Source organism: Paenibacillus sp. FSL R7-0179, assembly GCF_038002265.1.
Classification (GTDB): Bacteria; Bacillota; Bacilli; order Paenibacillales; family Paenibacillaceae; genus Paenibacillus_AQ.
Window position 1 is genome coordinate 1,916,733 of the sequence record NZ_JBBOCC010000002.1, and the last position, 26,928, is coordinate 1,943,660.

14 protein-coding genes and 1 pseudogene are annotated in these 26,928 nt (G+C 54.5%); 11 read left to right on the plus strand and 4 right to left on the minus strand.

Going from position 1 to position 26,928, the window contains the following annotated elements; all coding sequences use genetic code 11:
* The first annotated feature begins 135 nt into the window (after positions 1 to 135).
* Both MKX63_RS24585 and MKX63_RS24590 read left to right on the plus strand, forming a co-directional pair.
* Complete coding sequence (locus tag MKX63_RS24585) at positions 136 to 2,112, plus strand: hypothetical protein (protein ID WP_341020776.1); 1,977 nt, start codon at positions 136 to 138, stop codon at positions 2,110 to 2,112.
* 354 nt (positions 2,113 to 2,466) lie between these two features.
* Positions 2,467 to 4,026 carry an IS1182 family transposase gene (locus MKX63_RS24590; RefSeq protein ID WP_341015032.1) on the plus strand — a complete coding sequence of 520 codons (1,560 nt, stop codon included), beginning with the start codon at positions 2,467 to 2,469 and terminating at the stop codon, positions 4,024 to 4,026.
* Positions 4,027 to 4,726: 700 nt separating this feature from the next.
* Here MKX63_RS24590 and MKX63_RS24595 read toward each other — a convergent pair.
* Positions 4,727 to 5,584, minus strand: a complete 858-nt coding sequence (locus MKX63_RS24595) for an AraC family transcriptional regulator (RefSeq protein ID WP_341020777.1) — start codon at positions 5,582 to 5,584, stop codon at positions 4,727 to 4,729.
* A 249-nt stretch (positions 5,585 to 5,833) separates the two neighbouring features.
* On the opposite strand from MKX63_RS24595, the gene MKX63_RS24600 reads away from it, so the two are divergent.
* From MKX63_RS24600 to MKX63_RS24610, 3 genes are all read left to right on the plus strand, one after another.
* Positions 5,834 to 7,180, plus strand: coding sequence for a glucuronoxylanase (locus MKX63_RS24600; RefSeq protein WP_341020779.1), 1,347 nt, complete (start codon positions 5,834 to 5,836; stop codon positions 7,178 to 7,180).
* Between the two features lie 277 nt (positions 7,181 to 7,457).
* Positions 7,458 to 13,223: an S-layer homology domain-containing protein gene (locus MKX63_RS24605; RefSeq protein WP_341020781.1), complete on the plus strand. Its 5,766-nt coding sequence runs from the start codon at positions 7,458 to 7,460 to the stop codon at positions 13,221 to 13,223.
* Positions 13,224 to 13,412: 189 nt separating this feature from the next.
* Positions 13,413 to 14,768, plus strand: coding sequence for a hypothetical protein (locus MKX63_RS24610; RefSeq protein WP_341020783.1), 1,356 nt, complete (start codon positions 13,413 to 13,415; stop codon positions 14,766 to 14,768).
* Positions 14,769 to 14,771: 3 nt separating this feature from the next.
* Here the strand turns inward: MKX63_RS24610 and MKX63_RS24615 are convergent, their stop codons facing one another.
* Genes MKX63_RS24615 through MKX63_RS24625 form a run of 3 tightly spaced genes read right to left on the minus strand, consistent with a single transcriptional unit; the run spans position 14,772 to position 19,128 of the window.
* Positions 14,772 to 15,734 (minus strand): sugar ABC transporter substrate-binding protein, encoded by a 963-nt coding sequence (locus MKX63_RS24615; protein ID WP_341020785.1) that lies wholly within the window; start codon positions 15,732 to 15,734, stop codon positions 14,772 to 14,774.
* Complete coding sequence (locus MKX63_RS24620) at positions 15,731 to 17,323, minus strand: response regulator transcription factor (protein WP_341020787.1); 1,593 nt, start codon at positions 17,321 to 17,323, stop codon at positions 15,731 to 15,733. Before MKX63_RS24620 ends, MKX63_RS24615 begins: the two co-directional genes overlap by 4 nt.
* A gap of 2 nt (positions 17,324 to 17,325) precedes the next feature.
* A complete protein-coding gene (locus MKX63_RS24625) occupies positions 17,326 to 19,128 on the minus strand; it encodes a cache domain-containing sensor histidine kinase (protein WP_341020790.1) in 1,803 nt (600 codons plus the stop codon).
* A gap of 270 nt (positions 19,129 to 19,398) precedes the next feature.
* Here MKX63_RS24625 and MKX63_RS24630 point away from each other — a divergent pair, with 270 nt between their 5' ends.
* The 6 genes and pseudogenes from MKX63_RS24630 to MKX63_RS24655 all read left to right on the plus strand — a co-directional run.
* Positions 19,399 to 20,439 carry an ABC transporter substrate-binding protein gene (locus MKX63_RS24630; protein WP_341020792.1) on the plus strand — a complete coding sequence of 347 codons (1,041 nt, stop codon included), beginning with the start codon at positions 19,399 to 19,401 and terminating at the stop codon, positions 20,437 to 20,439.
* A gap of 72 nt (positions 20,440 to 20,511) precedes the next feature.
* Positions 20,512 to 22,035: a sugar ABC transporter ATP-binding protein gene (locus tag MKX63_RS24635; protein ID WP_341020794.1), complete on the plus strand. Its 1,524-nt coding sequence runs from the start codon at positions 20,512 to 20,514 to the stop codon at positions 22,033 to 22,035.
* A 7-nt stretch (positions 22,036 to 22,042) separates the two neighbouring features.
* Positions 22,043 to 23,083 (plus strand): ABC transporter permease, encoded by a 1,041-nt coding sequence (locus tag MKX63_RS24640; RefSeq protein WP_341020796.1) that lies wholly within the window; start codon positions 22,043 to 22,045, stop codon positions 23,081 to 23,083.
* Positions 23,073 to 24,041 carry a galactofuranose ABC transporter, permease protein YjfF gene (gene yjfF, locus MKX63_RS24645; RefSeq protein ID WP_341020798.1) on the plus strand — a complete coding sequence of 323 codons (969 nt, stop codon included), beginning with the start codon at positions 23,073 to 23,075 and terminating at the stop codon, positions 24,039 to 24,041. Before MKX63_RS24640 ends, yjfF begins: the two co-directional genes overlap by 11 nt.
* Positions 24,042 to 24,130: 89 nt before the next feature.
* Positions 24,131 to 25,192 carry an ABC transporter substrate-binding protein gene (locus MKX63_RS24650; RefSeq protein ID WP_341020800.1) on the plus strand — a complete coding sequence of 354 codons (1,062 nt, stop codon included), beginning with the start codon at positions 24,131 to 24,133 and terminating at the stop codon, positions 25,190 to 25,192.
* 203 nt (positions 25,193 to 25,395) lie between these two features.
* Positions 25,396 to 26,919, plus strand: a pseudogene (locus MKX63_RS24655) (glycoside hydrolase family 43 protein); the annotation flags it as partial.
* Positions 26,920 to 26,928 lie beyond the last annotated feature (9 nt).

A 26,928-nucleotide genomic window follows, 5' to 3' on the forward strand; every position in this document is an offset into this window, starting at 1 on the left:
TCATTTCGCGCAATAATAACAGCGGAACCTGCAATGATTCTTCTCTGGAACTACTTTAAAATGACATTATCCTAGCATGCAGGAATAGGATTTGCAATCATTTTATCGTAATAGAGCAGACTGGAGGACAGAATAGTGGAACTGATTATAACGGCAAGAAGCAAGACTCAGGAAGCTTCAGAGTATACCGGACTTAACGGGCATGGACTGCATGCATCTGTAGAGATAACAGGCGGGACAGGCAGTGCACAGCATCCCTTTCAGGCTCATGTGCAGCTCACGAATCTGAACAGCGCGCCTTGGTCAGGCGTCATTCATGTGGAGTTGCCGTTCGCCAAGGCTGATCCGCGCTTTTTTCTTCCTGCATTTATGTATGGCCGTAACCGGGGAGAAGCTCCGCAGAATGTCCCGAACGAATTCCCGAGATTAAGGGAGGGGAAGCCCGCGCGTCCTTCATCTTCCTGGTGGATGGTGCGCAGCGACCGGCTGTCACACCCTGCTGCGCTTGTATATGACACCGGGACAGTGTACGGATTATGCGCCAGCCCTTATTTTATATACAGGGAGGGAGAGAAGACCCCGTGGAAGCCTGGGCTGGAGGGGGAGTTCTTCCAGTATGGCGGCTTCACCTGCTCGCTTGCCAAGGGAACGGTCGGGTATACGCTGGGGTATGAGAATGCACCGCTTCTGTTCATCAAATCGCATCTCGTCAAGGAGCGGGCACCGCTGGAGGAGAACTGCTTCGAGCTGGCGGCTTCGGAAACTGTAACGTTCACATTGGATCTGTATGCGTATACGGCCGGATCTGAGCTGGGTATCCATGCTGCACTGGAAGAGATTTATTCCCGCTATCATCAGCCCCCAAGATCCGGCAGTGATAGTCGGACCGCAGCGGCCGATCTGTCGAAGGCCATCTATCAGTATGCATGGCTGCCTGAGGACCGGAGCTACACAACCTTTGTCTATGAGGACAAGGAGAAGGGCGGGTACCGGTATAATAAAATCATCTCCACCAGCTGGACAAACGGTTTGACTGTAGCCACTCCTATGCTGATGGCTGCGCTGCGGCTGGGAGATGAGCCTATGCGCGGGCAGGCCCTCTCCTGCATTGAGAATATCATCGCGAACTCCCTGAACCCGGCTTCCGGTCTCCCTTACGAGGCCTATCAGGACGGCAGATGGAGCATTCACGGCTGGTGGTTTGACGGGATGCGCACGCCGGGACATTCCGCTTATCTGTGCGGACAGGCCTTATTCTATATTATGAAGGCCTACGAATATGAGAAAAGACTGAGCCATGTCATCCACGAGGACTGGGTGGACTTCGTGCGTAAGATTCTCCCTGTACTGGAGAGAAGCCGGAATTCGGACGGTGAATACCCTACGATTCTCTCCGAGAGAACCGGTGCCGGTCTTGAATATGATTCCTTCAGCGGGACGTGGGTCTTGGCTGCCATAGCTTACTATAGCTGGCTCACCGGAAACGGGTCGCATCTGGACAGCCTGAAGCGCAGTGAGCGGCATTATTATGAGACCTATGTGAAGCGGATGGAATGTTATGGAGCGCCGCTTGATACGGATAAAGCGATTGATTCTGAAGGGATTCTGGCGTATATCCGGGCGGTCCGATATCTGCATGCCCTCACTGGGGATGAGCTGTATCTGGATCATATGAGAGATGCGCTTGCTTACGAATTCACCTTCAAATTCGCGTATAATTCACCGGTTAAGGTACCGCCGCTCAGCACCGTGGGCTGGTCCAGCTCCGGGGGGAGCGTGACCTCAGTCGCCAATCCGCATATTCATCCCATGTCGAGCAGCGTGGTAGATGAGCTGTATTATTATGTGCAGCAGCGTGAAGATCCGTATGTGAAGCAGCGGCTGCTGGATACCGTCGGCTGGGGCTGTCAGACCTACAACAGATATGACCGGGAGTTCGATCATGGCTTGACGGGCTGGATGTCCGAGAGATTCTGCCACTCGGAGGGTCTGGTGACCGAGACCTACAGTGACGGCTCACCGGCCAGTACCTGGTTCTGTCTGATGCCCTGGGCCAGCGGCAGTATTATAGAAGGTCTGGTTGGCGATTACTGGGAGACGGACAGCGAGTAGCGCTGTCCATTCTCAAGGTTGATATTCTGTTAAAAATATGGGGCTGTCCCAAAAGCCATGAAGTGGCTGCTTGGGACAGCTCTTTATTTTGTAGTAGGATCAACGTGAGCACTTGGGTGAACGCTGCGCGAACGGACCGTTGTTCCAATCGCTGTGGTCTCCAGATTTTTTTCATTCCCCTTAGCGGTGAAAATCCGGAGACCAAGGCGACCGCTGCCGCTTTTCCACAATCGTTCCGTCCTCTCTGCTGTTTAAGCGGGAAAAGTTTCTTCAAATCTTTCTAAAATCACAAAAAGAAACCTCTCTTTTGTTAAAATGGAGTTACCACACAACCATTTCAAAGGAGAGGTTTCTTTGTACATTCAATATACCATGGACCAACTTTGCTTGCCAATGGATCTGGAAGAAGATATCCCGAAAAATCACCTCGTTCGCGTCGTGAATGCCGCCGTCAACCGGCTGGACAACGCCATTTTTGACGCGGCCTATCCTGGCGGCGGCCGTGACAGCTACCATCCTAAAATGCTTACCAAAGTCATCATCTACGCGTACACTCAGCGAATCTATTCGTCTCGCCAAATCGCCAAAGCGGTCCGGGAGAACATTCCCTTCATGTGGCTGGCCGGACGGCAGCGACCCGACTTCCGCACGCTGAATCGCTTCCGTTCCCAGCGGATGAGAAATGTCCTCGAAACGGTATTTACCGCCGTGCTTCAGTTTCTGGCTAACGAAAAATACGTGTCTCTGGAGCATTATTTTGTGGACGGCACTAAGATTGAGGCGAATGCCAATCGCTACACCTTTGTCTGGAGCAAAGCGGTCAGCAAACACAAAGCGAAACTGCAAGATAAGGTACAGGCCCTATTCGCTGACATTGACGCAGCGGAAGAGCAGGAAGAACAAAAGAACCAGGGCAAAGATCTGGCTGAACTCCGCACGGGTTCAGAAATGGACAGTGAGAAACTCGAACAAGCCATGCAAAAGCTTGAAGCTCAGCTTGCCGAAAAACCGAAAGACAAGCCCCTAAAAAAGACGGTTCGGAAGTTGCGTAAGGATTTGCTCCCTCGACTGCAGAAGTACGAACAATATCAAAAGCTGCTTGGGGACCGTAACAGTTTCAGCAAGACCGATCCAGAGGCAACGTTTATGCGGATGAAAGAAGATCACATGCGAAATGGCCAACTGAAGCCAGGTTATAATCTACAGATCGGGACCGAAAACCAGTTTATTGTGGCCTACAGTCTCCATCAAAGACCGGGTGACACCCGCTGTTTAGAACCACATCTGGAAAAAACAAAGCAGTTCCTCGGGAAACTTCCAAAGACGGTCATTGCAGATGCCGGCTATGGAAGTGAAGAAAACTACGCCTATCTGGAAAAGAGCGAGATACAGGCCGTCGTGAAATACAGCACCTACCACAAAGAAAAGAGCAAAGCCTGGAAAGCCGACGTCGGAAAAATCGAGAACTGGACCTACGACGGATCCGAGGATCGTTGGACGTGTTTAGCTGGACACCCGCTGTATTTCCAACGAGAAAGCAAGGAAACCACAGAGAGTGGATACGAAATTAAGAAGCGTCACTACCAAAGTCAAAGCTGCGGAGGTTGTCCGCTAAAAGAAAACTGCACGAAGGGAAGCGGAAACCGGGAAATCGCAGTCAGTTTGGAGCGGCTTAGATACCAGAAACAGGCGAAAGAAATCCTCCGAAGCGAGGAAGGCTATCTATTGGCTGTACGTCGAATGACGGAGCCGGAAAGTGTATTTGGACAATTAAAGAATAACCGGGGCTTCCGGCGCTTTCTGCTTCGCGGCTTGGAAAAAGTGACGCTGGAGGTCGGTTGGCTTTCGCTCGCCCACAACCTGCTGAAGCAAGCAGCGAACGACCAGAAACGCAAAGGAGCGGTCCTCCAATAACGGAGAATCGCTCCTTTTTTTACTTGGTAAGCTTTGAAAAAGTTGCAGGTTTTGTTTCCACCTATAGAATATTTACTTTTGGGACAGCCCCTTTATTGTGGGAACAATGTATGTGGAAACAGCATACATTTGCCTGGCGCGCAGGGATGAGGCCCGAATGTATGTGGAAAACAGCATACATTTGCTGGCGTGCGGGCGTGAGGCCCGAATGTATGTGGAAAACAGCATACATTGTGCTGGCGTGCGGGCGTGAGGCCCGAATGTATGTGGAAAACAGCATACATTGTGCTGGCGTGCGGGCGTGAGGCCCGAATGTATGTGGAAAACAGCATACATTTGCTGGCGTGCGGGCGTGAGGCCCGAATGTATGTGGAAAACAGCATACATTGTTCTGTTGCGGAGCGTTCCCCTCCCCCAAGTGCTCACGCTGAATCTACTCCAGCATAAAGAGAGCTATCCCAAGCAGCCGTTTCATGGCTTCTGGGACAGCTCCAATTAAGCTATCGTAAATTTCATACCCATCGTATGCAGTTCATTTCCTTGAATTTCAGTGAAATCATCTTCTACAGAGACCGGAATTTCAATTCTTTTTTCAGTGCCCTAACTTCCTCTAAATCTACAGTATCAGCACATTACCCTGGATGTAAGGGAAAAGACAGCTATAATGAACCTTACCTTTTTCAAAAGAATGCCTGTGCACTTACGGCAGCATACCAGCCCGGTATCTGCCAGGAGACATCCCGGCGACCTTGGTGAAGCTGCGGATGAAGTTGGCGTAATCGCTGAAGCCGGACAGCTCGCAGGCGGCTGCGACGCTCTTGCCGGAGGTAAGGTGGCTCATGGCCAGGGAGACGCGCTTGTTCACGATGTATGAGCGGACGGTAAGTCCTGTGTGCTCTTTGAATTGCTGGCTTATATATTTGCCGCTGTAATGGAATTCCTGCTCTAGCTGGGCGGAGCAGATCGGTTCGAGCAGATGCTCCTCGATGTAAGCCATTGTCTGGCGGACCAGCTCCGGCATGAGATTATGCGGCAGGGCGGCAGAAGACTGCTGCAGCGTGTTGATGAATACAAGCAGGCGGGTGGCATAGGAATCGGCCAGCAGATCCTGTCCGAACTCCTCGGAGTGAAGGCTATGGATCAATTGGTCCGCCAGTCTGGTATAGAAGGCGCACTGGTCGCGGGAGAGCCGGATCAGCGTGTTCAGCCCGGAGGGAAAGGGGTTGAAGCAGGCCAGCAGATTCGTACGGCTACTGGACAGCCGCCGCAGGGCGGATCTTCTCAGGTTCAGCCCGATCCGTTCATAGGGCTGGTTGTCGGCACAGACACATCGGTGCATCTCACCGGGTCGGATCAGGAGCAGATCGCCGGGGGAGAGCTTGTAGCAGGACTGCTCCACATACATGTAGGTATTGCCTCTCAGGAACAGGTAGATTTCGTAGGCATCGTGCCGGTGATAAGGCTGAGCCGGGCTGAGCTGCTCCGTGGTGGTTGATTTGTGGAAGCAGATCATTTCTTCGGGGATCGGGGTGAATACATATTGGGTAAGTTGCTCCATGGCATTCATTCCTTTATTTGGATATATAAGGATTATCGGTATCCGCGCAATATAGTATCGCTGATATGCAACGACGATATATCAACTATTTAATATAATACAGGAATAGGAAGCGCTTGCAAGTGTTGCAAGGAAAAAGGACAAGCCTGTACAGGGTACAGCTGCCGCTTCGATTAGACAGGAGGTGCGACCAGGGGCAGAATTCGGCAGGAATGTTGTGCAGAAATCATATAATAAGGAGATGAAGCAATGAAATCAACGTTTAAGAAATCATTATGTACCTTGCTGGCAACAGTAACTATGTTGTCTGTGCTGGTGGTGCCGCCGTCCAAAGTGAATGCAGCCAGCGATGTGACGGTCAATCTGTCCGCCCAGAAGCAGGAGATTCGCGGATTCGGGGGCATCAACCATCCGAACTGGATTGGGGACCTGACCGCCGCACAGCGGGAGACCGCCTTCGGGAACGGGGCGAATCAGCTAGGATTCTCCATTCTGAGAATCTCTGTAGACGAAAACAAGAACAACTGGTATAAGGAGCTGGACACGGCCAAGGCGGCCGTTGCCAAGGGAGCGATCGTCTTTGCTTCACCATGGAATCCGCCCAGCAGCATGACGGAGACCTTCAACCGCAACGGGAATACCTCGGCCAAGCGTCTCAAATATAACCAGTACGGCGCATACGCCCAGCATCTGAATGATTTCGTGACGTATATGAAGAATAATGGGGTTAACCTGTATGCGATCTCGATACAGAATGAACCGGACTATGCCGAGACCTGGACCTGGTGGACACCTGCCGAAGTCTTGAACTTTATGAAGAATTATGCCGGTTCCATCAATTGCCGGGTCATTGCTCCCGAGTCCTTCCAATATCTTAAGAATATGTCCGACCCGATTCTGAATGATTCCCAGGCACTGGCCAATATGGATATTCTGGGTGCGCATTTGTATGGAACACAGGTGAACAACTTTGCCTATCCGCTCTTCAAGCAGAAGGGTGCAGGCAAAGAGCTGTGGATGACTGAGGTCTATTATCCGAACAGCAATAACAACTCGGCCAATCTGTGGCCGGAAGCGCTGGAAGTAGCATACCATATGCACAATGCGCTGGTGGAAGGGGATTTCCAGGCTTATGTATGGTGGTATATCCGCCGCCAGTACAGCCCGATGAATGAAGACGGCAGTATCAGCAAGCGCGGGGACAGCATGGCCCAGTTCTCCAAGTTCATCCGCCCGGGTTATGTAAGAGTGGACGCGACCAAGAATCCGAATACCAATGTCTATGTCTCGGCTTACAAGGGCAGTAACAAGGCAGTTATTGTGGCTATTAATAAAAGCACTTCGGCCGTCAGCCAGCGGTTCGTCCTGCAGAACGGCACAGCCTCCAGCTTCGCTTCGTGGATTACCGACGCCAACCGGAAGGTGGCTGCCGGCTCTAACATTAATGTGTCGAACGGCGCTTTCACCGCCCAGCTGCCTGCGCTTAGTGTAACTACCTTCGTAGCCACACTCGGAAGCAGCAAAAGCTCCGTAACGGATGCAATCTATGACATTGAAGCAGAGCCTGCTTTGGCTGAGGAAGTTCTTGCCCAGTAGAATGCAGTCGCAGCATTTATGACTTAACCGCAGTTAGACCCGCATCCCGGCCTGTAAACCGCAGCTTGTATAGTGCGTTTACAGGCCGGGATTTTTGATATTTTAAAGGACGGCACAGCCGTTTCTGCTTCTTTCGGGGCAAACGTTTAAATTTGAAAGAGAATAGTGTTATTTTAAAATGAATCGTGCATCCTTCTGCTACAAATGTCCAAGTTCAGTTGTTAAGATATTACCAGGCAAAACCATGAAAGCGCATACAAGAGGAGGAATATCTAGGATGAGTAAAAAGATCAGGAGAAAGGCACTCTCAGTTTCCATGGCTGGTGTGCTGCTGCTATCCGTCATTACCCCTATGCCATTCTCTAACCCGCTTCAAGCTGCTCCGGCTGCTGACGTGCAGGCTGCTATTGCTCCGGCACAGGTAACAGCAGATTGGTACAAGAGCTATCAGACGATGGATGGTGTAGGAGCCGCCTATGCGTATACGGATTCCGTGCATATGCTGCAGCTCGCTTCAGCCGGCCATCAGGATACGGTCCGGCATCTGCTGGATCTGACCTTCAGTGAACAAAAGGGTACAGGCCACGACATTGTCCGGGTGATCATTGGTGATAACGGCGGCCTGACGGCTTCCGGGGCTACTGCGGCAAGCCCGGGGTTCAACCCGCTCACCAGTCTCCTGGCCGATGTGAATCATCCCGGCTTCGACATTGATGGGAATGCCATTCCCATGCGTGGAACAGCAGGACAATACGGCTACAAGATCGAAGCGGAGAACCGTTATTACGACGGCAATACTGACAGCATCTGGCCGGTCGAACCGGAGCATGCTCCTGGAACCCTTGTACCTGTGCAAGACTTTGTATGGGATTATCCCTCCTGGAACCAGCCGATCGGCAATGACGACGGCGGCCCGACCAATCTCCTCAGTAAGCCTGGTGAACAGCCTGTAGTCATCAAGAATTCCCCGCGTACCCGCAAAGAGCTGTTCGATATCGATCAGGTCTGGACTATGCTCCAGGCACAGCAGTATGGCGTCAAGCAATTCTATGCCTGCACCTGGACCGTCCCTTATTGGATGAGCCAATCCAACACCAATTCTCCCAGCAAAATTATCCGCGGCGACATCGCCACCATCGACGGAAAACCGGTCAAAATATATTATCAGGCCTATGCAGATTATCTTGTCAATTATATTCGCGGCATGTGGGAGCAGTGGGGGATTCCGATAACCCACATCAATCCTTTTAACGAAGTCGATCTGGCGGGCGGCTCAGCCGCTTATGTTACGGAACTGATTAACGGCTATATCGGACCTGCCTTGAAAAAATCGATGCAGCCCGGCGGCGATCTCTATGATATTAAGAACCCCGAAGGCAAGCTCATTGATTTCATTCCCCAGCTTGCCGCCGTGGACGGCACGAATCTGGGCGCTTCCTTAAGCAGAGGCGGCGAGGTGTTCTCGCAGACGGACCCGGATAATGCACTCGACAAGAATCCCTATCTCGATGTATTCACCACCCATCTCTACGGTACAGTGGGGATCGGTACAGATGAGAACAAGCTGTATCATACCGGTGATTTCTCCAAGAGTCCTCTGGATTACACCAAGGATGGCAGCAAGTATCCCGAATGGCTGAATAAGTATAAGCTCTGGCAGGCAGAATTCATGAACCAGGACACCGGTGACGGATCGGCTGGCGCGTATACCCAGCGCTACGGCAATCAGAATATCAATGACGCAGTGCGCTGGTCCAATCTGCTGACCAATATGTTCACCAGTAGTCCGGGCTTCACCGGCTTTGTCTGGTGGAGCATGTGGGACAGCAACGGCGCGGACGGCTCTGACCTGATCCGCTTCGCGACGACCAACTCCCAGCAGGAGCCGGGACGGATCAGCACACTGACCGGTGAATACCGGTTGTTCAAGCGCTTTTACAGCTACGGGCATTTCTCCCGGTTCATGAATCCCGGCGATGTGCGCTTTGAGGTTACACGCGTACCGGCGCCCGATCTGAATGTGGTCGGCTTCAAGAATCCGGCTACGGGTGATTTCTCGATGACGGTATCGAATGCGAACAATGATGACAGCGTCCAGCCACTGGAATTCAATCTGAAGGACTTCCCGGCAGGAACAGACAGCGTGACCGTGTTCCGCACCTCGGGAAGCGAGAATCAGAAGAAGCTGGGTACGATTCCGGTATCGGGCGGCAAGTTCGTTATTGATATTCCATCGGCCAGCGTCGTAACGGTTGTTCCGTCTAAGGGAACCTTTGCCGCCTATCAGGGGCTGGACGGGGAACGCGATATCTTCTCCACGCTTGAGGCAGAGGGGAATGACAACCGTGTGCCCGGCGACAGTGCAGGCCAAGCAGGCCGTGCCAATGAGGCAGTGACACTGGGGGCAGGCGGGTACCTCGCTTACAACAATGTGAACTTTGCAGACGGCTCGGCGAACGGCGGCGTGGTCCGCAGACACTTGCTGTATCTTACCGCCCAGACGAAGTCGGCTCAGGGAGGCAAGCTTGCCGCTTACGTCCTTCCCGTAGGGACTGCTGCCGGCAGCAGCGCCGACATCCTGTCCCAGGGTACGCGGGTCGCAGAGATTCTGGTACCGGCCAATGACAGCTACGGCAAGTTCCAGACTATGGTCGATACCGGTGATCTCAGTGCTTACGGGCACAAGGATCTTTATATTGTGGCTGAGCCTAACGGGGCTGAGGGCACGATTACCATTGACCGCTTCCTGTTTGGCGCAGGTGATTCGGACTGGAGTGCGGCTGCCAACAACTCGGTCGTGACGATTCCGGGGAACCTGCTGCTGAATGGAGATTTCGATACAGCCACAGCCTCGAATACAGATCACTGGTCGGCAGGCCGTTACAATAACGGCAGCTTCGAGCCTGCTGTCACAGGACCTGTGCTTACGGCAGATACAGTGCAGAGCTACTCGGGACTCTCCCGTTACCTGAAGAACAGCTCTACCTCCAAGGTTGCCGGGTCCGGGAAGCTTGCGGGCCGCACAGCAGCCGCGGAGCAGTATGACGGCATCTGGCAGGATGTGACCGGCAAGCTGAGCCCGGGCGAGAGCTATAACTTCAAGGGCTATTTCCTCTCGATGATGAGCCGCCCGGACAGCTATGATGTCGCTGCGGAGCATCCCGGAGATGTGGAAGTGGCGCTGGTGTATTACGGCAAGGATGGAGTTCAGCTTGGCATGGACCCGATCAACGGGCGCGATATGCCGGAGCCTTATGCCGCCCGTGAAGCTGGTGATCCGGCGTACTGGCAGAACGGCCGGCTGGTTGGACGTATTCTTGAAGGCGGCCCGCTGGCCTTAAGCTCCTTCCAGCCTGTGGATGTGAAGGTGGCGGACTGGCATGAGACGCCTAATCAGCCATTCACGTACGATGAGCCCGCAGGCACAGCGAAGGTGGTTCTGGCGCTGTATGCGAAGGATGCCAACATCCTGTATGCCGACCAAATGTCGCTTACTCCTGAGGCGGTTGTCTCCCGCAACCTCTTTATCGATGGCGTTCAGCCGTCTGATTTTGACGAAGCGAAGTACGAATATAAATTTATGGTGGCCGGGAATGCCATTCCGAAGGTTACAGCGGTAACCAGCGATCCGGCTGAGCATGTCAGTATCTCGCAGGCGAACAGTGCGCAGGGAACGGCAGTAGTCCGGTTTAGCAAAGGCGAACAAGTGAAGACCTATAAAATCTTCTTCAGTACGAACGAGTCGGTTGAATTCTCGAATGGCCTTCCGGCAGGCTGGGAGGTGGTAAATCCGGCTGAGCCGCAGGCGGCACTCCGCTATAGCGCGGATGGTGCAGAGATTCAGACCTTGAAGAGCGATACGGAGTATCCGGGCAGCCATAATATGCTGCAGCTTCCAGGCTCCGCTGACGGCAACTGGACGCTGACGGCGAAGCTTACCGTTGACAAACCGCTGAATGATCCGTCCATGGGCGAGAACTCCCAGGTGGGGCTTGGTATCAGCGGCAGTTCAAGCGGAGAATTTTACCGGATCAATGCAAGGAAGGTCAGCAGCAATATCAAAGTCAATAATTCAGGCAAAAGCGGCACCCAGTCCTTCACCAACAATACGAACCAAACCAACTTAAGCGGTACTAACTATTTCTTGCGGATAGTAAAAGAAGGCAATGTGGTGCAAGGCTATTTCTCCACCAACAGCGGCTCTTCCTGGACCCCGATGGGCAGTCCGTCCACGTATACTCCGGAATTCTTTAAGGCTGCCAAGGTGCAATTGTATGGAACCAATACGAGCGCTGTAACGGACTTCAAGGTCACCTTCTCGGGGGTTACCCTGGTGAAGACCCTGGGGGAGACGGGGGAAATAATCTGGCCTGAGGGAAGCAAGCTTGAAGCTACCGGTATTACGCGTACAGGGGTTACCTTATCGTGGCCGGCGGCAATGGATAATCTGGGCGTTACCGGCTACCGCATCTACAACGGGATTGATGCCGAGCCGCTGCTTGTAACCGGCAGTGAGCCGGTGGAGACTGAAGCCGGAGCTGTATACCGTTATGAGATATCCGGGCTGCTGCCGAACACGCAGTATACCTTCAAGGTGGAGGCAAGAGATGCTGCGGGGAGTTGGAGTAAGGACGGACCGTCCGTTATAGTGACCACCCTGCCGGGTGAAGACATCACGCCGCCGGTCTGGGCGGAAGGAAGTACGCTTGCCGCTTCCGGCATCACGAGTGACGGGCTGACGCTGACCTGGCCGGCTACGGCCACAGATGACAGCGGCATCTACGGGTACCGGATTACGAACGGAACCGGAGACCAGCCGGTTACGGTTACAGCTGCTGTGTATACGGAGACCGTAACCGGTGCTGTATACAGTTACCAGGTAACGGGATTGCAGCCTGGTTCGCAGTATATGTTCAAAGTGGAGGCAGGGGATACGGACGGCAATTGGAGCGAGGATGGGCCTTCTGTGTCAGCAACCACGCTGCCTGCTGCGGACATCACACCTCCGGTCTGGATGGAGGGAAGCACACTTGAAGCTTCACGGATCACAGCATCCGGCCTGACGTTAACCTGGACGCAGGCTGAGGATGATACGGGAGTGACCGGCTACAAAGTCTATAGGGGATCAGAGGAAATCGCTGCGTTATCTGGAACAGAGCTGCGGTACGAGGTAACCGGGCTTACTGCGGGAACAAGGTATAATTTCTCGGTGCAGGCCGGGGATGATGCCGGGAACTGGAGCATGAATGGTCCTGCCCTCTCTGTAGCTACGTTAAAAGACAGCGGCGGTCCGTCTGAGCCGGTTCCAACACCAACAACAAAACCCACACCAGCGCCGACGCCAATATCTACACCAGTGCCGACATCTATGCCAGCATCTAAGCCGTCATCTGCACCAACGCCTACTCCTGTGCCTGGTGCAGTAGTGTCGCCATCGCCGACACCGGCTGTAACTTCGGCACCTTCACCGGCGCCTGCCAGCCCATTCCAGGATGTGCAGGCCAAGTATAGCTGGGCTTCCGAGGCGATAGACACGCTATACGGGCTGGGTATTATCACAGGAACCTCCAGTACCACGTTTAACCCGGAGAAGAACATCATGAGAGCGGATTTTGTGCTGATGCTGGTGCGGGCTCTTGGACTTGAAGCGGAGGCAGAGGCAGGCGCACAGGCAAACTCCAGCTTCACGGATGTTCATCAGGGAGCCTATTATTATGAAGCATTGGGCATCGCCAAGAAGCTGGGAATCATCCAGGGAGTAGATGGAAGCAGGTTCAATCCGCAGGGAGAAATCACCAGACAGGATATGATGGTCATCGCTGCCAGAGCGCTGAAGGCGGTGAACAAATTGACGGTTAGCGGCAGTGCCGGAGAATTAAGCGGCTATACGGACAGCAGTAAGGTAGCAAAGTATGCCGTAAATAGTGTAGCCGCTCTGGTCAGAGAAGACATTGTGCGGGGAGACGGCACCTCCATCCATCCCGCAGCAGTCACCACCCGGGCGGAAGCCGCAGTCATAATCTTCCGTATGATGAAGAAGTAAGTCAGAGAAGCACAATCCCGCAGGTAAAAGCATAGAATCACATCAAATCCCCCTCACGGCCGCAAGTGTCCACCCATCGGAAGATGGGCCGGATGCTGGCTGGTTGGAGGGGGATTTTTGATTTATATCTTCTTTTTTACAAATAATTAGTTTATCATTGCTTCATTCCAAAGATTAGGAGGATTTACTATGCGTGGAGTAATAAAACCTATAAGCCGGTTGTGTGCGGGGCTTATGCTGCTGGGTGCTGTATCCTATGCGGGAGGGGGGCGGGTGCTGGCTTCGCCTGCCGGGAGTGAACAGGTTACAGGTACAGAGGCTGCGGCTGCGGCTGCTGTCGACGTCAGTTCTTCCATTACCGTGCTGGGCAGCCCGTTCAAGAAAGCGGCTTATGCGCGTAATGTCTGGGACATGCAGCTTTTTGGCGGCAAAATCTATCTGGGTCACGGCAACAGCAGCAACAATGCGCCTTCGCCCAATGCGGGGCCGGTTCCAATCTACTACTGGGATCTTGCCCAGAATAAATTCTCTGTGCAGGATGTTACGTATACGAACCCGGCCACAGGCAAGGTGACCACCAATGTCTATGTCATGGATGAACAGATCGACAGCTTCAAGGTATTGAACGGGGAGCTGTATATTCCCGGGCATGACTCCAGAGTACCCGGGTGGGCTTACGGGAATTTTTACCGGCTGAACGGGGATCATTGGGATCAATACATGAACATTCCCGGAGGTATCCATGTGTACGACATGGCGTACTACAAAGGCAAGCTCTACGCAGCACTGGGCGCTAACGAAGGCCCCCTGATTTACGTGTCTTCGAACAGGGGAGCAAGCTGGACCCGCTTCGGGTCGGTCTCCCAGTATGGTATTATGCGTGCGTACAATCTGTTCGAGCTGGGCGACACACTGTATGCTTCCTCGGCTACGGCAGGGAAGACCCAGGGGATTGCGAATGAGAAGGGATATATGACCTCCATTAAGCAGGGCACAAGCGGGGGAATTCAGACGTCCAAGCTGACATTTACCAGTACCCAGCTGTTTCCGGGGCTCAGCTTCGTTACCAAACCCGGTGAAGTGAATGTTCCCGGTGTCAGCGGCCAGCCTTGGCTGAAGCTTCTGCGCACGACCCCGGTGAACGACCGGCTGCTCTATATTGCCGGGGTGATCTATAACGATCATCAATCGATTCCGCAGGGATTGTTCTCGGCCGGAGCTAACTTCCAGAGTGTGCGCAAGGAACGGTTGTCTGATTCTGCTGTAGTGCCAATGGATATTCTGGATCGCGGAGAGACGGTATATGTGCTTGGTTATATAAAGGAGGCTTCAGGACAATATACCAATGTTGTCTACCGCAAAAATGCTGTCAGCTTCGCTGCCGGCGGGGAGGGCTGGAGTGAAGTCTTCCGCTTCAGCCGGGATACCTTCGCCCGTTCCTTCGAGGAACAGGGTGGTGATTTCTATTTCGGACTGGGGAGTTACGCGGATGTCATTCCGGCTTCCACCGGCACGATTCTGAAGCTGAGCGCCGGGGCTTATTAAAGGCTACTCCCCAATAATCGCAATGTCCGAGTTGATCCATTGGGCTGTGTCTGTGCCCTTGGACAGTAAAAGCAGCGTGTTGATGATATCCTCGCCCCAGTTCTGCTCGTTCTGTGAGATTACGCGGGTGATCTGGCCGTTATCCAGCGCCTGCTGCAAGGCAGGGGTGAGGCCGAGGGCGAGGTTATAACGCTTCAGCCCCTTGGCCTTCCAGACCAGGACAGAGCTGGTGCTGGAGACAAAATCCAGATTGACCAGCGCGCTGAAATGGGGATGGTCCGAGATCATCTGCTCCAGCTGCCCGGCAGCCCGTTCCTCACTGCCGTCATTGTGGCGGATCTCCAGTACATCAATGTCCGTATGCTTAGTCAGATAAGCTTCAAGTCCAAGCAGGCGTTCCCGGGTGCTCTGCATCCGGGACATCCCGGACTCGACCAGAATCATTCCTTTGCCGCTTAGCAGACGTTCCACCGTCTGTCCCATCACTGCGCCGGTTGCCCGGTTATCCGCCCCGATATAGGCCGTTCTCCGGCTGGCAGGCGAATCCGATTCGAAGCAGACCACGGGTATCCCTTGAGCGGCCGCCTTGTTAATTATCGCGGTGAGCGCCTGCGAATCCACCGGAGCAATTGCAATGCCGTCTACCCCCCGCTTAATCATCATCTCCATGATGCGGATCTGCTGCTCCAGATTGGCTTCATCGGGAGCCTGCACCAGCAGCTCTACGTTATGCTTCCGGGCTACCGCTTCCGCTTTTCCGGTGATCATCTCGTAAGTGGCATTCACCATAGGGTAGATAATGCCGAAGGTCAGCGGCGGTTCTTCACTTGTGCTTGACGGGGGCTCTCCCGCGGCTATCTGAGGAGTATCCGTTGCTCCTGATGCCTTAAGACAGCCGCCAAGCAGGAAGCCCGCCGTCAGCAGCAGAAGAACCAAGGACCATCCCCGAAGCCTGTTCACGCTCACGCATTTCCCGCCCCTCTGCGGAACGTGTGCAGCTGCTCCCCGTTATTTCCCTGCCTGCGGAATTCCATGGGCGTCATCCCCGTTACTTTTTTGAACAGGTTGGAGAAATAATGCTGATCGTTATAGCCGACCAGATAGGCAATTTCAAAGGTTTTGTGCCCCGTAGATTTCAGCAGCTCCTTGGCCCGGTCCATACGTGTAGCCGTCAGGAATTCCGTGATGGTCTGCCCGGTCGCCTGACTGAAGGTCTTGCTCAGATGGCTGGGACTGACCCTGACCACCTTGGAAATGTCATTCAGGGAGAGCTGCTCCTTGTCGTATTGCTCAAGGATATATTGCTTCACCCGGTCAATCAGCTCACGGTGCTTGTCTGCTCCTTCGGAACGCCATTCCCATAGCCGCTCGTATAACTGCTTGAGATACTGAATGCCGTCATCACTACTGGAGATTTGCTTCAGCTGTGTCTGCAATTCCTGGAGAATGCCGGCGTGGCCCGCGGCTGCGCGGAACCCGTTCTTCGCCGTCTGGACCAGCTCCAGGGTGATATCATTCATCAGGTAACAGGCATATCCTGAGTTCCAGTTCATTTGCTCAAGCTCCTTGGACAGCTCCAGCAGGAAGCCGGACATCTGCCTGTGGTCGCCTGACTTCAGGAATTGGACCAGCCGGCTTCTGTCGAGCAGAACCCCATGGGCGCTAGGGTCATAATACGCCTCAAGCATGGCTGCGGAATGCATTCTGGACATCTGCTTGAACATCCGGTCATTCTCGGCCTCCAGATAGGAGAGGTGAATGCCCTGAAGACGTTCGCAGACCTTGCCCCGGCTGACGGACAGCTCCAGCCCGCAGCCTTCCCTCAGCCGCTGCTTCGCAGCCGCGCACAGGTCATCCAGGGTCTGGTTCATCTGGACCGGATCACTGCCTTTATAGATCAGGACCGTCTCCGTACGGCTGCGCTTGTAGTTGAAGCTGTCAGCCGCCTCCTTCAGCAGACCCGCTAACAGCGCCTCAGCATCCGGTGAAGCGGGGGGAGGCTCCGGAGACTCCTCCATAGGTTGCAGAGTAAATACAGCGGCGGCGTAGTAAGGAGCTGTTAATTGCAGTTCAAGCTGGGCCGCCGCTTCGTAAGCGGCAGCGGTGCTGATCAGGCCTCCGCACAGATCCGCGAACAGATTCTCGGGGGTGTAGGCATATTTGTGCCTGATCCTTAGTTCCTCATCAATCCGGGCGCTGACGCTACGCAGGAGCTGTAGCAGGTCGGCAGCGCTGAACGGCTTCAGGCAGTAGTCCTCCACCCCCAGACGCAGTGCCTTCTGGGCATACTGGAAATCATCATGGCCGCTGAGAATGATGATTTTGATCTGCGGGAATTTCTGGCGGACGACAGAGGTAAGCTCCAGGCCGTTCATGAACGGCATTTTGATATCGGTAATCAGAATGTCAGGCAGCTGCGCTTCAATGATAGGGAGCGCCAGCTCCCCGTCGGGAGCGTCACCGCAATAGAGGAAGCCCTCCTTCTCCCAATCGATGCATTCCCGGATATTCTCGCGGATCAGGATTTCGTCATCCACAAGCATAATCTTCTTCATCACTAGACCCCCCTGTTCTTGGGTATGCGAACCGTAATCTGTGTGCCATAGCCTTCCGAGCTGTCCAGACGGATACCATATTCGGGCCCGAAGTACAGCCGTAGCCGCTGATGCACATTTTGCAGGCCGAAGCCGCCCTGGCCGGTGTCCTCGGGTTCCTCCGACTGGATGGGATGCTCTACCGATTCCCTCAGCGCTGTAAGCCGCACGTCGGGAATGCCGATGCCATTGTCCGAGACCGTAAGCATGATGGTGCCGCCGTCGGTGTACCCGCCAATGCGGATCAGTCCCATGCCCCGCTTATTCTTAATTCCGTGATACAGGGCGTTCTCAACCAGCGGCTGCAGGGTCATATTCAGTATCGGATACTCCTGCAGCTCCTCCGCCACCTCCACCTTGAACTCCAGGATGTCGTGGTAGCGCATCTGCTGGATAATCAGATAGCTCTGCACATGGGCAAGCTCGGAGCGGATTTGTACCCAGTCGCGCCCGTTGTTGAGGCTAAGCCGGGAGAACGCGGACAACGCCTTCACCAGCCGGATCACGCCATCGTGATTCCCCGCTTCAGCCATCCAGACAATAGAATCCAGCGTGTTATACAGAAAATGAGGGTTAATCTGCGCCTGAAGCGTCCGCAGCTCTGCCTTCTGTAATTGCTGCTGCTTACGGATGCTCTGGGCCAGCAGCTCTTTGATCTGCTCGACCATGATGTTGAAGCTCTGTCCGAGATCGGCGATCTCATCGGTACCGTCCGGCTTGACTTTGGCTTCCAGATAGCCACTTGCGGTCAGGCGCATCTTGTGCTGGAGCAGCTGGATGGGCCGGGTTAGCCGCCGGGTCAGCAGATAATGGAGCGTGATCGCAAAAATAATGCTCAGCCCCACGCTGATAATAATCAGCTGTCTGATCCGGTTCGCCTCGGCCACAATCTCCTGCAGCGGCGCTATACCGATAATCGTCCAGCCTGTCGCCAGCGACGAGGTATGGACGATGAACCGGGGCGGGCCGCCCGTCTGAAGCACGAAGCTGCCGCTTCTGCCCCGTTCCCCCGCAGGAATCAGGTTGTCCTGAATAACGGCCAGCTCTCCCGCCCGCACAGGAGGGACGTAGAGGGGATTGTTCTGCTCGTCCAGCAGGTAGAAGAATCCGGTAGTGCCGATCGTCACCTTGTCGCAGAACTCTTTAATGAAGGAATCGTTCAAATCCACAATGATATAGCCGATGACTTCATGAGTAATCCGCTGCTTGACCGCCTTCATAATCGAGATCACGCCCGTATCCCCGTAGGTGAAGCCGTCTACCCGGTCATAGCCGGTAATCAGCGGCGGGGGCACCCGGAGGATCAGCTCCGGATTCTGGGATAACGCCTGGAAATGCGGATTGCGCAGCGGGTTGCTGGCGGACTGGAAGATTCCCCGGCGTTCGCTGATGCCTTTGCCGTACAGATTAATCAGGCTGATGTTGAGCACATTCTCATACTTGTAGGTGTCCCGGTAGAGGGTGAAGGTCTGCAGAATGTCCTTGGCCTCCTGATAGGTCTCCGACTGCGAGAACAGAAAGTGGATGACCTGAGGATTATTGCTAAGCTCCAGCAGACGCTCGGTATCCTTGAACAGGTTGTCCATATTCGTTCCCAGCATATCGGCCTGAAGCATGCTTGAAGCCTTGCTGTGACTGGAGATGGATTGGTAGGATTTCTGGTAGGAAATGAGGCCGACGGCAATTAGCGGTATGGTGGACAGCACTATGAACAAAGCCAGCAGTTTGGCTCTAAGACTGGAGGAGATCCAGCGTGTAATCCGCATTATCGGGAATTCCCTTTCACAAATAGAGTAGATGCCGTTCCTATGTTTTATTTTATAACAAATACTGGAATACCGAAACAAAAAAGAAAGCGCAAACAAAATATCCACCTTTTGAATAAAAAAGTACACTAAAATACCTATTCGGAGGGAAAAAGCCAAAAATTAGAAAGCAAACGCCAAAGGCTGCCCGTATAATGCCCTTCTGTAAGCGTTCTATAATGGGCACAACACCGGAACATGGTGAACGTCAAGGGGGAGGAATAAGGAGATATGAAAAAGCTTGGAAAAGTGGGGGCTGTGCTTGCCCTGGCGCTGTCTATGACCCTGTTAGGGGCATGCAGCAGCAATAACGGCGGGAACACGGCGGCGGATGCGGGCAAGACAGACAGTGCAGCGACGAAGGCGCCGGCGGCCAATGCCACCAAAGAGGCCAAGGACATCACGCTCGGCTTCTCGCAGGTCGGGGCGGAGAGCGGCTGGCGCAGCGCGAATACAAAGTCGATCCAGGATTCAGCCAAGGAAGCGGGCTACACGCTGAAATTCTCGGATGCCCAGCAGAAGCAGGAGAATCAGATCAAGGCACTGCGTTCTTTTATCCAGCAAAAGGTCGATGTCATCTCCTTCTCTCCGGTAGTGGAATCCGGCTGGGATACGGTGTTGAAGGAGGCTAAGGCGGCGGGTATCCCGGTTGTTCTTACAGACCGTGCGGTAGATTCCAAGGATACCTCGCTGTATGTTACCTTCCTGGGCTCCGATTTCGTGGAAGAAGGACGCAAGGCAGGAAAGTGGCTGAGCGAGCAGTATAAGGACGCTTCCGGGGACGTTAATATTGTAGAACTGCAGGGAACTACAGGCTCTGCTCCGGCCAATGACCGGATGGCAGGCTTCGCCGAGACCATTAAGGATAACCCGCACCTCAAGGTTATTGCTTCACAGACCGGCGACTTCACCCGCGCCAAGGGCAAGGAAGTCATGCAGGCCTTCCTGAAGGCCAATAAGAAAATTGATGTGCTGTATGCCCATAACGACGATATGGCGCTGGGGGCTATTCAAGCAATTGAAGCGGCAGGCCTCAAGCCGGGCCAGGATATCAAGATTATTTCTGTCGATGCCGTGAAGGACGGAATGCAGGCTGCCAGTGAAGGTAAAATCAACTTCATCGTCGAGTGTAACCCGCTGCTTGGACCTCAGCTGATGCAGGTAGTTAAGGATGTGGTCGACGGCAAGCCGGTAGAGGCACGGATCGTGACTGAAGAGACCACCTTCACTTCCGAGCAGGCCAAGGAAGCGTTGCCTAGCCGCCAGTATTAATCAGCAAGCCAAAAGAAACCTTGCTCCGGCGGTCCTTGAACCGCCGGAGCGGTTGTCTATGGAGAATAAGGAGTGGATATAGCCTTGAGCACACAGCAGCCCATACTGCAAATGACCCGGATACATAAGCGGTTTCCGGGGGTGAAAGCCCTGACAGATGTGAGTCTGCGCCTGTTCCCCGGCGAGGTGCATGCCTTGATGGGCGAGAATGGCGCTGGTAAATCCACCTTGATCAAGGTGTTGACCGGCGTCTATTCGATTGATGAAGGCCTTGTGGAGATGGAGGGCACCTCCATCTCCATGCGCAGCCCGCAGGAATCACAGGCTGCGGGCATAAGTACCGTGTACCAGGAGGTGAATCTGTGCCCCAACCTGACCGTGGCCGAGAATATCTTCATCGGCCGGGAGCCGCGGCGGTTCGGCTGCATCCAGTGGAAGCAGATGAACCTGCAGGCAGCGGAGCTGCTCCGGGAACGGATGAATCTGCATATCGACGTCACCCTGCCTCTGCAGAGCTACTCTGTTGCAGTTCAGCAATTGGTTGCCATTGCCAGAGCGCTGAATATCTCGGCGAAGGTGCTGATTCTGGATGAGCCGACCTCAAGCCTGGATCAGAACGAAGTGGATCAGCTGTTCCGCATTATGAGGAAGCTTCAGCAGGAGGGGCTGTCGATCCTGTTTGTGACGCATTTTCTGGACCAGATGTATGAAATCTCCGACCGGGTCACCATTCTGCGTGGCGGCGAGCTGGTCGGTGAATACATGGCGAACGAGCTAAGCCGCCTGGATCTCGTACTTAAAATGATCGGCAAGGAGCTTCATCTGCTGGATGAGCTGCCAACGCTTGCGGCACAGGACAAGAACAGCCTGGGCGATGAGCTGCTGAGAGCGGAAGGGCTGGGCCGCCGGGGCGGAATCGAGCCGTTCGACCTGAATATCCGCAAGGGAGAGGTCGTCGGACTGGCCGGACTGCTCGGCTCCGGGCGGACGGAGGCGGCCCGCCTGTTGTTCGGTGCCGACAAGCCGGACTTCGGGCAAGTGATCCTGCCGTCATCCGGCGGCGGGGTGCACTCTCCCCGGGAGGCCATAGGACGGCGGATCGCTTTCTGCTCGGAGAACCGCAAGACTGAGGGGATCATCGGCGATCTGACGGTAAGAGAGAACATTATTCTGGCGCTCCAGGCCAAGGATGGCATGTTCAAGACGATCCCGCGTGGGCGGCAGGAAGAGCTGGCCGGAGAATACATCCGCATGCTGAATATCAATCCTCCCAGCCCGGACCACCTGATTAAGAACCTCAGCGGCGGCAATCAGCAGAAGGTGCTGCTGGCCCGCTGGCTGCTGACAGAGCCGGAGCTGTTCATCCTCGATGAGCCGACTCGGGGGATCGACATCGGAGCCAAAGCAGAGATTCAGAAGCTGGTGCTGACACTCTCCCGGCAGGGGATGTCGTTCCTGTTCATCTCCTCGGAGCTGGATGAGGTGCTGCGGGTCAGCGACCGGATCGCCATTCTGCGCGACCGCCGCAAGGTGAAGGAAATTTCAGAGAAGGACATGAGCCAGCAGCAGATTATGCAGGCGATTGCGGGAGGCTGAACCAATCATGAGCGTAGTAATGAAGCATCATTTATTCTGGCCGCTGTGCGTACTGGCTGTGCTGCTGCTGTTCAACCTGTGTTATTCGCCGGATTTCTTCTCCATCACCGTCCATGACGGGCATTTATACGGCAGCTTGATCGACATACTGAACTTCGGTGCGCCGCTGATCCTGGTAGCTATCGGGATGACGCTCGTAGTGGCTACCAAGGGGATCGACCTGTCGGTCGGTTCCATAGTAGCCATCTCGGGCGCTATCGCCTGCCTGAGCATCAGCAGGGGAGCGGATCAGAACAGTATGGGACTGATCTTGACCTCGGTGCTGCTGGCCGCAGGCCTGTCCCTGATGCTGGGGGCCTGGAATGGACTGCTGGTCTCCATGGCCGGGATTCAGCCGATTATAGCCACACTGATTCTGATGGTCGCGGGAAGAGGGATCGCCCAGCTCATTACCGGCGGACAAATTATTACGGTAACCAGTACTAAGTATGCGTATATTGGGTCCGGTTCACTGGCTGCGCTGCCTTTCTCTATTTTTGTCGTAGCGCTGGTTCTGGTGATTGCCCTTCTGCTTACCCGGCGGACGGCCCTCGGCCTGTTCATTGAATCGGTGGGCTGTAATCCGGCCGCCAGCAAGATGTCCGGCATCCGTGCCCACTTAGTTATCCTGGCCGTCTATGTGTTCTGCGGCCTATGCGCCGGCATCGCCGGCCTGCTCCTCAGCTCGAATGTCTCCAGCGCTGACGGCAACAATGCCGGTCTCTGGTATGAGCTGGACGCTATTCTGGCCGTGGTCATCGGCGGAACGTCGCTGAACGGCGGCCGCTTCTATCTGACCGGCACCGTGATCGGAGCGCTGATTATCCAGACGCTGACCACCACCATCTATATGATCGGTGTGCCGCCGGAGATTACGCTGGTTGTTAAGGCCTGTGTCGTCCTGGCCGTCTGCCTGATCCAGTCGGACACCTTCCGCGCCGCGATTGCCGCGCGCTGGAAGTCGCGGCATTACCCCGCTGAGAAGGAGATGAGCCGTCATGCCTCTTAACCGCAAGTATATTCCGATCGTTGTCACCATTCTGCTGTTCATTGTCATGTTTACTGCCGGTTCCTTCCGGTACACCGGCTTCTTCTCCCTTCAGGTGCTGATGAATCTGCTGGTGGATAATGCCTTTCTGCTAATCACGGCGGTGGGCATGTCCTTCGTCATCCTGTCTGGAGGCATCGATCTGTCTGTCGGCTCGGTGATTGCGTTATCCACAATGGTCTCGGCGAGCCTCGTGCAGCAGCAGGGCTGGCCGCCCGCCGTGGTCATCCCGCTGGTACTCCTGATGGGCGCCGTATTTGGTACCATTATGGGCGCAATTATCCATTATTTCGCTATCCAGCCGTTCATCGTCACACTGGCCGGAATGTTCCTGGCCCGGGGCTTATGCTATGTTATCAGCATCGATACCATTACCATTGATAACACCTTCTACACCGCCATGGCGCAGACGCGGATTCCGCTGCCGGGCGGCAGCTTCCTCTCCATTAGCGCTGTTATCGCGATACTTGTCGTAGCAGCCGCTATCTTCACGGCTCACTATACCCGGTTCGGGCGCAATGTGTATGCCCTTGGAGGCAGTGAGCAATCAGCGCTGCTGATGGGATTGCCCGTGGCGAGAACCAAGGTGCTGGTCTATACGCTTAGCGGACTATGCTCGGCGCTGGCCGGTGTGGTGTTCACCTTTTACATGCTGTCGGGGTACGGGCTGCATGCCGTCGGCTTCGAGCTGGACACGATTGCGGCGGTTGTCATTGGCGGCACGCTGCTGACCGGAGGGGTCGGATATGTGCTGGGTACCTTCTTCGGGGTACTGATCCAGGGCGTGATTCAGACGATTATCAGCTTCGAGGGCACACTCAGCTCCTGGTGGACGAAGATCGTCATCGGTCTGCTGCTGTTCATCTTCATCCTGCTGCAGCGGGTGCTAAGCTCCAGGCGGCTGACCTTAAAAGAATAGGTATTGTGCATGGAGAGACAAATTATACTTGTCTCTCCATTTTTTTGCTATATAATTGTAATCGCTATCATACGGAAGGGGGAATCAGCGTGCGAACAGTAAAAAAATGCCTGGTTGTGCTGCTGGGCATCGTCCTGACACTGATGCTGCTGGGCGGTTGTACGGGTGGCGGGAATAACGGCAGGCCGCAGGCGCTGCCCATACCTGAGCCTTCTCCTCCGGCGCTTACAGTCCTGCTGCCCTCCACAGCAGAGACCGCTGCAGACAAGCCGGCCCGGCTGGGCTTCTCCCAGCTCGGTTCGGAGAGCACCTGGCGGGAAGCGAACACCGCATCGATCCGCGAAGCCGCCGGGGAGGCGGGGATTACGCTGCTGCTGAAGAATGCTGAGCAGGATCAGCAGAAGCAGTTCGAGGCCATCCGTTCTTTTATCCGCAGCGGGGTCGATGTGATTGCCATTGCACCAGTGGTGCAGACCGGCTGGGAGCCTATTCTGCTGGAGATTAAGCAGGCCGGAATTCCGGTGATCATCCTGGACCGTTCAGTGAATGTACCGGACAGCTCGCTCTATGTCACGTTCATCGGCTCTGACTTCTATGAAGAAGGAGTGAAGGCGGCTAAGTATGTGAGAGACAAGATGCGCCATCACAACGGGGAGATCCGCATTGCAGAACTGCAGGGAACCGTAGGCTCAACACCGTCCATCGATCGCGGGCGCGGGTTCCGCAAGATGCTGGACGATCAGCCGAACCTGCAGATTACCCTCAGTGCACCGGCGGATTTCACACGCAGCGGCGGTCATGAAGTGATGAAGACCTTCCTGCAGCAGCCGAAGGAGCAGTGGCCGCAGGTGCTCTATTCCCATAATGACGATATGGCCATTGGCGCGGTGGAGGCTATTAAGGAGGCCGGACTTGTGCCGGGGGAGGATATTATTATTGTGTCGGTGGACGGGACGCGGCGGGCGTTCGAGCAGATGGTGGCGGGCAGCATCAACGCTGTGGTCGAATGTAATCCGCTGCTGGGGCCGCTGCTGACGCAGGCCGTGAAGGAGATTATGGCCGGCCGGACTCTGCCGAAGCGGATGGTGACCCCGGAGGATATATACACCCGTGAGCTGGCTGCTATGGAGATCAACAACCGCAAATATTAAGACATAAAAACCAAAAAATTTCAACTTTTCAAACAAAAATCTACATTGTTCATTGGGCGGAAGTATATTAAGATGATCTCGAATAACAAATATTAGTAGATTCATTCAAGTAATTCAATAGGAGGGGAGGATTGTGAGCTTCCGGCATATGTAACGCATCCGATTGAAAGGGTTTACACAAATTGTAATGGAGGAGAATGCCAATGTTCAAAAAGCTCTCGGTGCTTGCGATGACCTTTGTTCTGCTGCTGGGCTGTCTGCCTATGCTGTCTGCTCAGGCGGCAGGGAACGCCACAGCCAAACAGCCGGGAAATTCCAATCCGCTGATGGACCACAAGCTGGGTGCCGACCCCTTTGCATTGACGTATAACGGAAGAGTCTATATCTATATGTCGAGTGATGCTTATGTCTATAACAGCAACGGAACCGTGAAGGACAATGATTTCAGCGCACTGAACAAAATCAATGTCATCTCTTCGGCAGATATGGTGAACTGGACAGACCATGGCGCCATTCCGGTAGCCGGAGCCAACAATGTCAACGGTTCTGCGGGCATTGCCAAATGGGCCTCGCTCTCCTGGGCGCCTTCAGCCGCCGTGAAGAAAATCAACGGACAGGACAAGTTCTTCCTGTACTTCGCCAACGGTGCATCAGGCATCGGGGTACTGACAGCCAACTCTCCGATTGGCCCATGGTCCGATCCGCTGGGCAAAGCACTGGTGACAGGCAGCACGCCGGGAATGTCCGGGGTGACCTGGCTGTTTGACCCGGCGGTACTGGTCGATGACGACGGCAGCGGCTATCTGTATGCGGGCGGGGGCATCCCCAACACTTCCGACCCGGCATCTATCGCGAATCCCAAGACAGCCCGCGTGCTGAGACTCGGTGCGGATATGACCAGTATTGTTGGAAGCGCCTCCACTATTGATGCTCCGTATATGTTCGAGGATTCGGGTATCCACAAGTACGGCGGCAAATATTATTACTCGTATTGCTTCAACTTCTCCGGCACGCACCCGGCTGCCTATCCGGCAGGTGAAATCGGGTACATGGTCAGCAACAGTCCGATGGGACCTTTTACGTACACCGGACATTTCCTGAAGAATCCATACACCTTCTTCGGGGTAGGCGGCAACAACCACCATGCCGTGTTCAACTTCAATAATGAGTGGTATGTGGTGTACCATGCCCAGACTGTAGCAAAGGCTGTACTCGGAGACGGCAAGGGCTACCGCTCTCCGCATATCAACAAGCTGGTCCATAATTCCAACGGAACCATTCAGGAGGTTCAGGGAAATATGGCGGGCATCGCCCAGATTGCCAATCTGAATCCGTATAACAGAGTCGAAGCCGAGACGATCGGCTGGAACGCGGGCATCACCACTGAACGCTCCCAGGCCTCCGGCGGTCCGGTAGGCAATATGAATGTGACCAATATTAACAATGGAGACTGGGTTGCCGTGGGCAATGCCGATTTCGGCACTGGCGCTTCCAGCTTCAAGGCGAATGTGGCTTCCGCCACAGGCGGCGGCAAGATCGAAATCCGGCTCGACAGCGCAACCGGCCCGCTGGTCGGCACGCTGAATGTTCCAAATACAGGAGGAGCGCAGTCCTGGCAGGAAGTACAGACTACGGTCAGCAATGCGACAGGCGTGCACAGACTCTATCTGGTCTTTACCGGATCAGGCTCTGGCAATCTGTTCAACTTCGATTACTGGCAGTTCTCGACGGGCGGC

What these genes read in the sequence shown, in the direction of transcription:
- MKX63_RS24595 (WP_341020777.1), bottom strand. Translation starts at nt 5,584, where the DNA reads ATGGAGCAACTTACCCAATATGTATTCACCCCGATCCCCGAAGAAATG.
- MKX63_RS24600 (WP_341020779.1), top strand. Translation starts at nt 5,834, where the DNA reads ATGAAATCAACGTTTAAGAAATCATTATGTACCTTGCTGGCAACAGTA.
- MKX63_RS24605 (WP_341020781.1), top strand. Translation starts at nt 7,458, where the DNA reads ATGAGTAAAAAGATCAGGAGAAAGGCACTCTCAGTTTCCATGGCTGGT.
- MKX63_RS24610 (WP_341020783.1), top strand. Translation starts at nt 13,413, where the DNA reads ATGCGTGGAGTAATAAAACCTATAAGCCGGTTGTGTGCGGGGCTTATG.
- MKX63_RS24620 (WP_341020787.1), bottom strand. Translation starts at nt 17,323, where the DNA reads ATGAAGAAGATTATGCTTGTGGATGACGAAATCCTGATCCGCGAGAAT.
- MKX63_RS24625 (WP_341020790.1), bottom strand. Translation starts at nt 19,128, where the DNA reads ATGCGGATTACACGCTGGATCTCCTCCAGTCTTAGAGCCAAACTGCTG.
- MKX63_RS24630 (WP_341020792.1), top strand. Translation starts at nt 19,399, where the DNA reads ATGAAAAAGCTTGGAAAAGTGGGGGCTGTGCTTGCCCTGGCGCTGTCT.
- MKX63_RS24640 (WP_341020796.1), top strand. Translation starts at nt 22,043, where the DNA reads ATGAGCGTAGTAATGAAGCATCATTTATTCTGGCCGCTGTGCGTACTG.
- yjfF (WP_341020798.1), top strand. Translation starts at nt 23,073, where the DNA reads ATGCCTCTTAACCGCAAGTATATTCCGATCGTTGTCACCATTCTGCTG.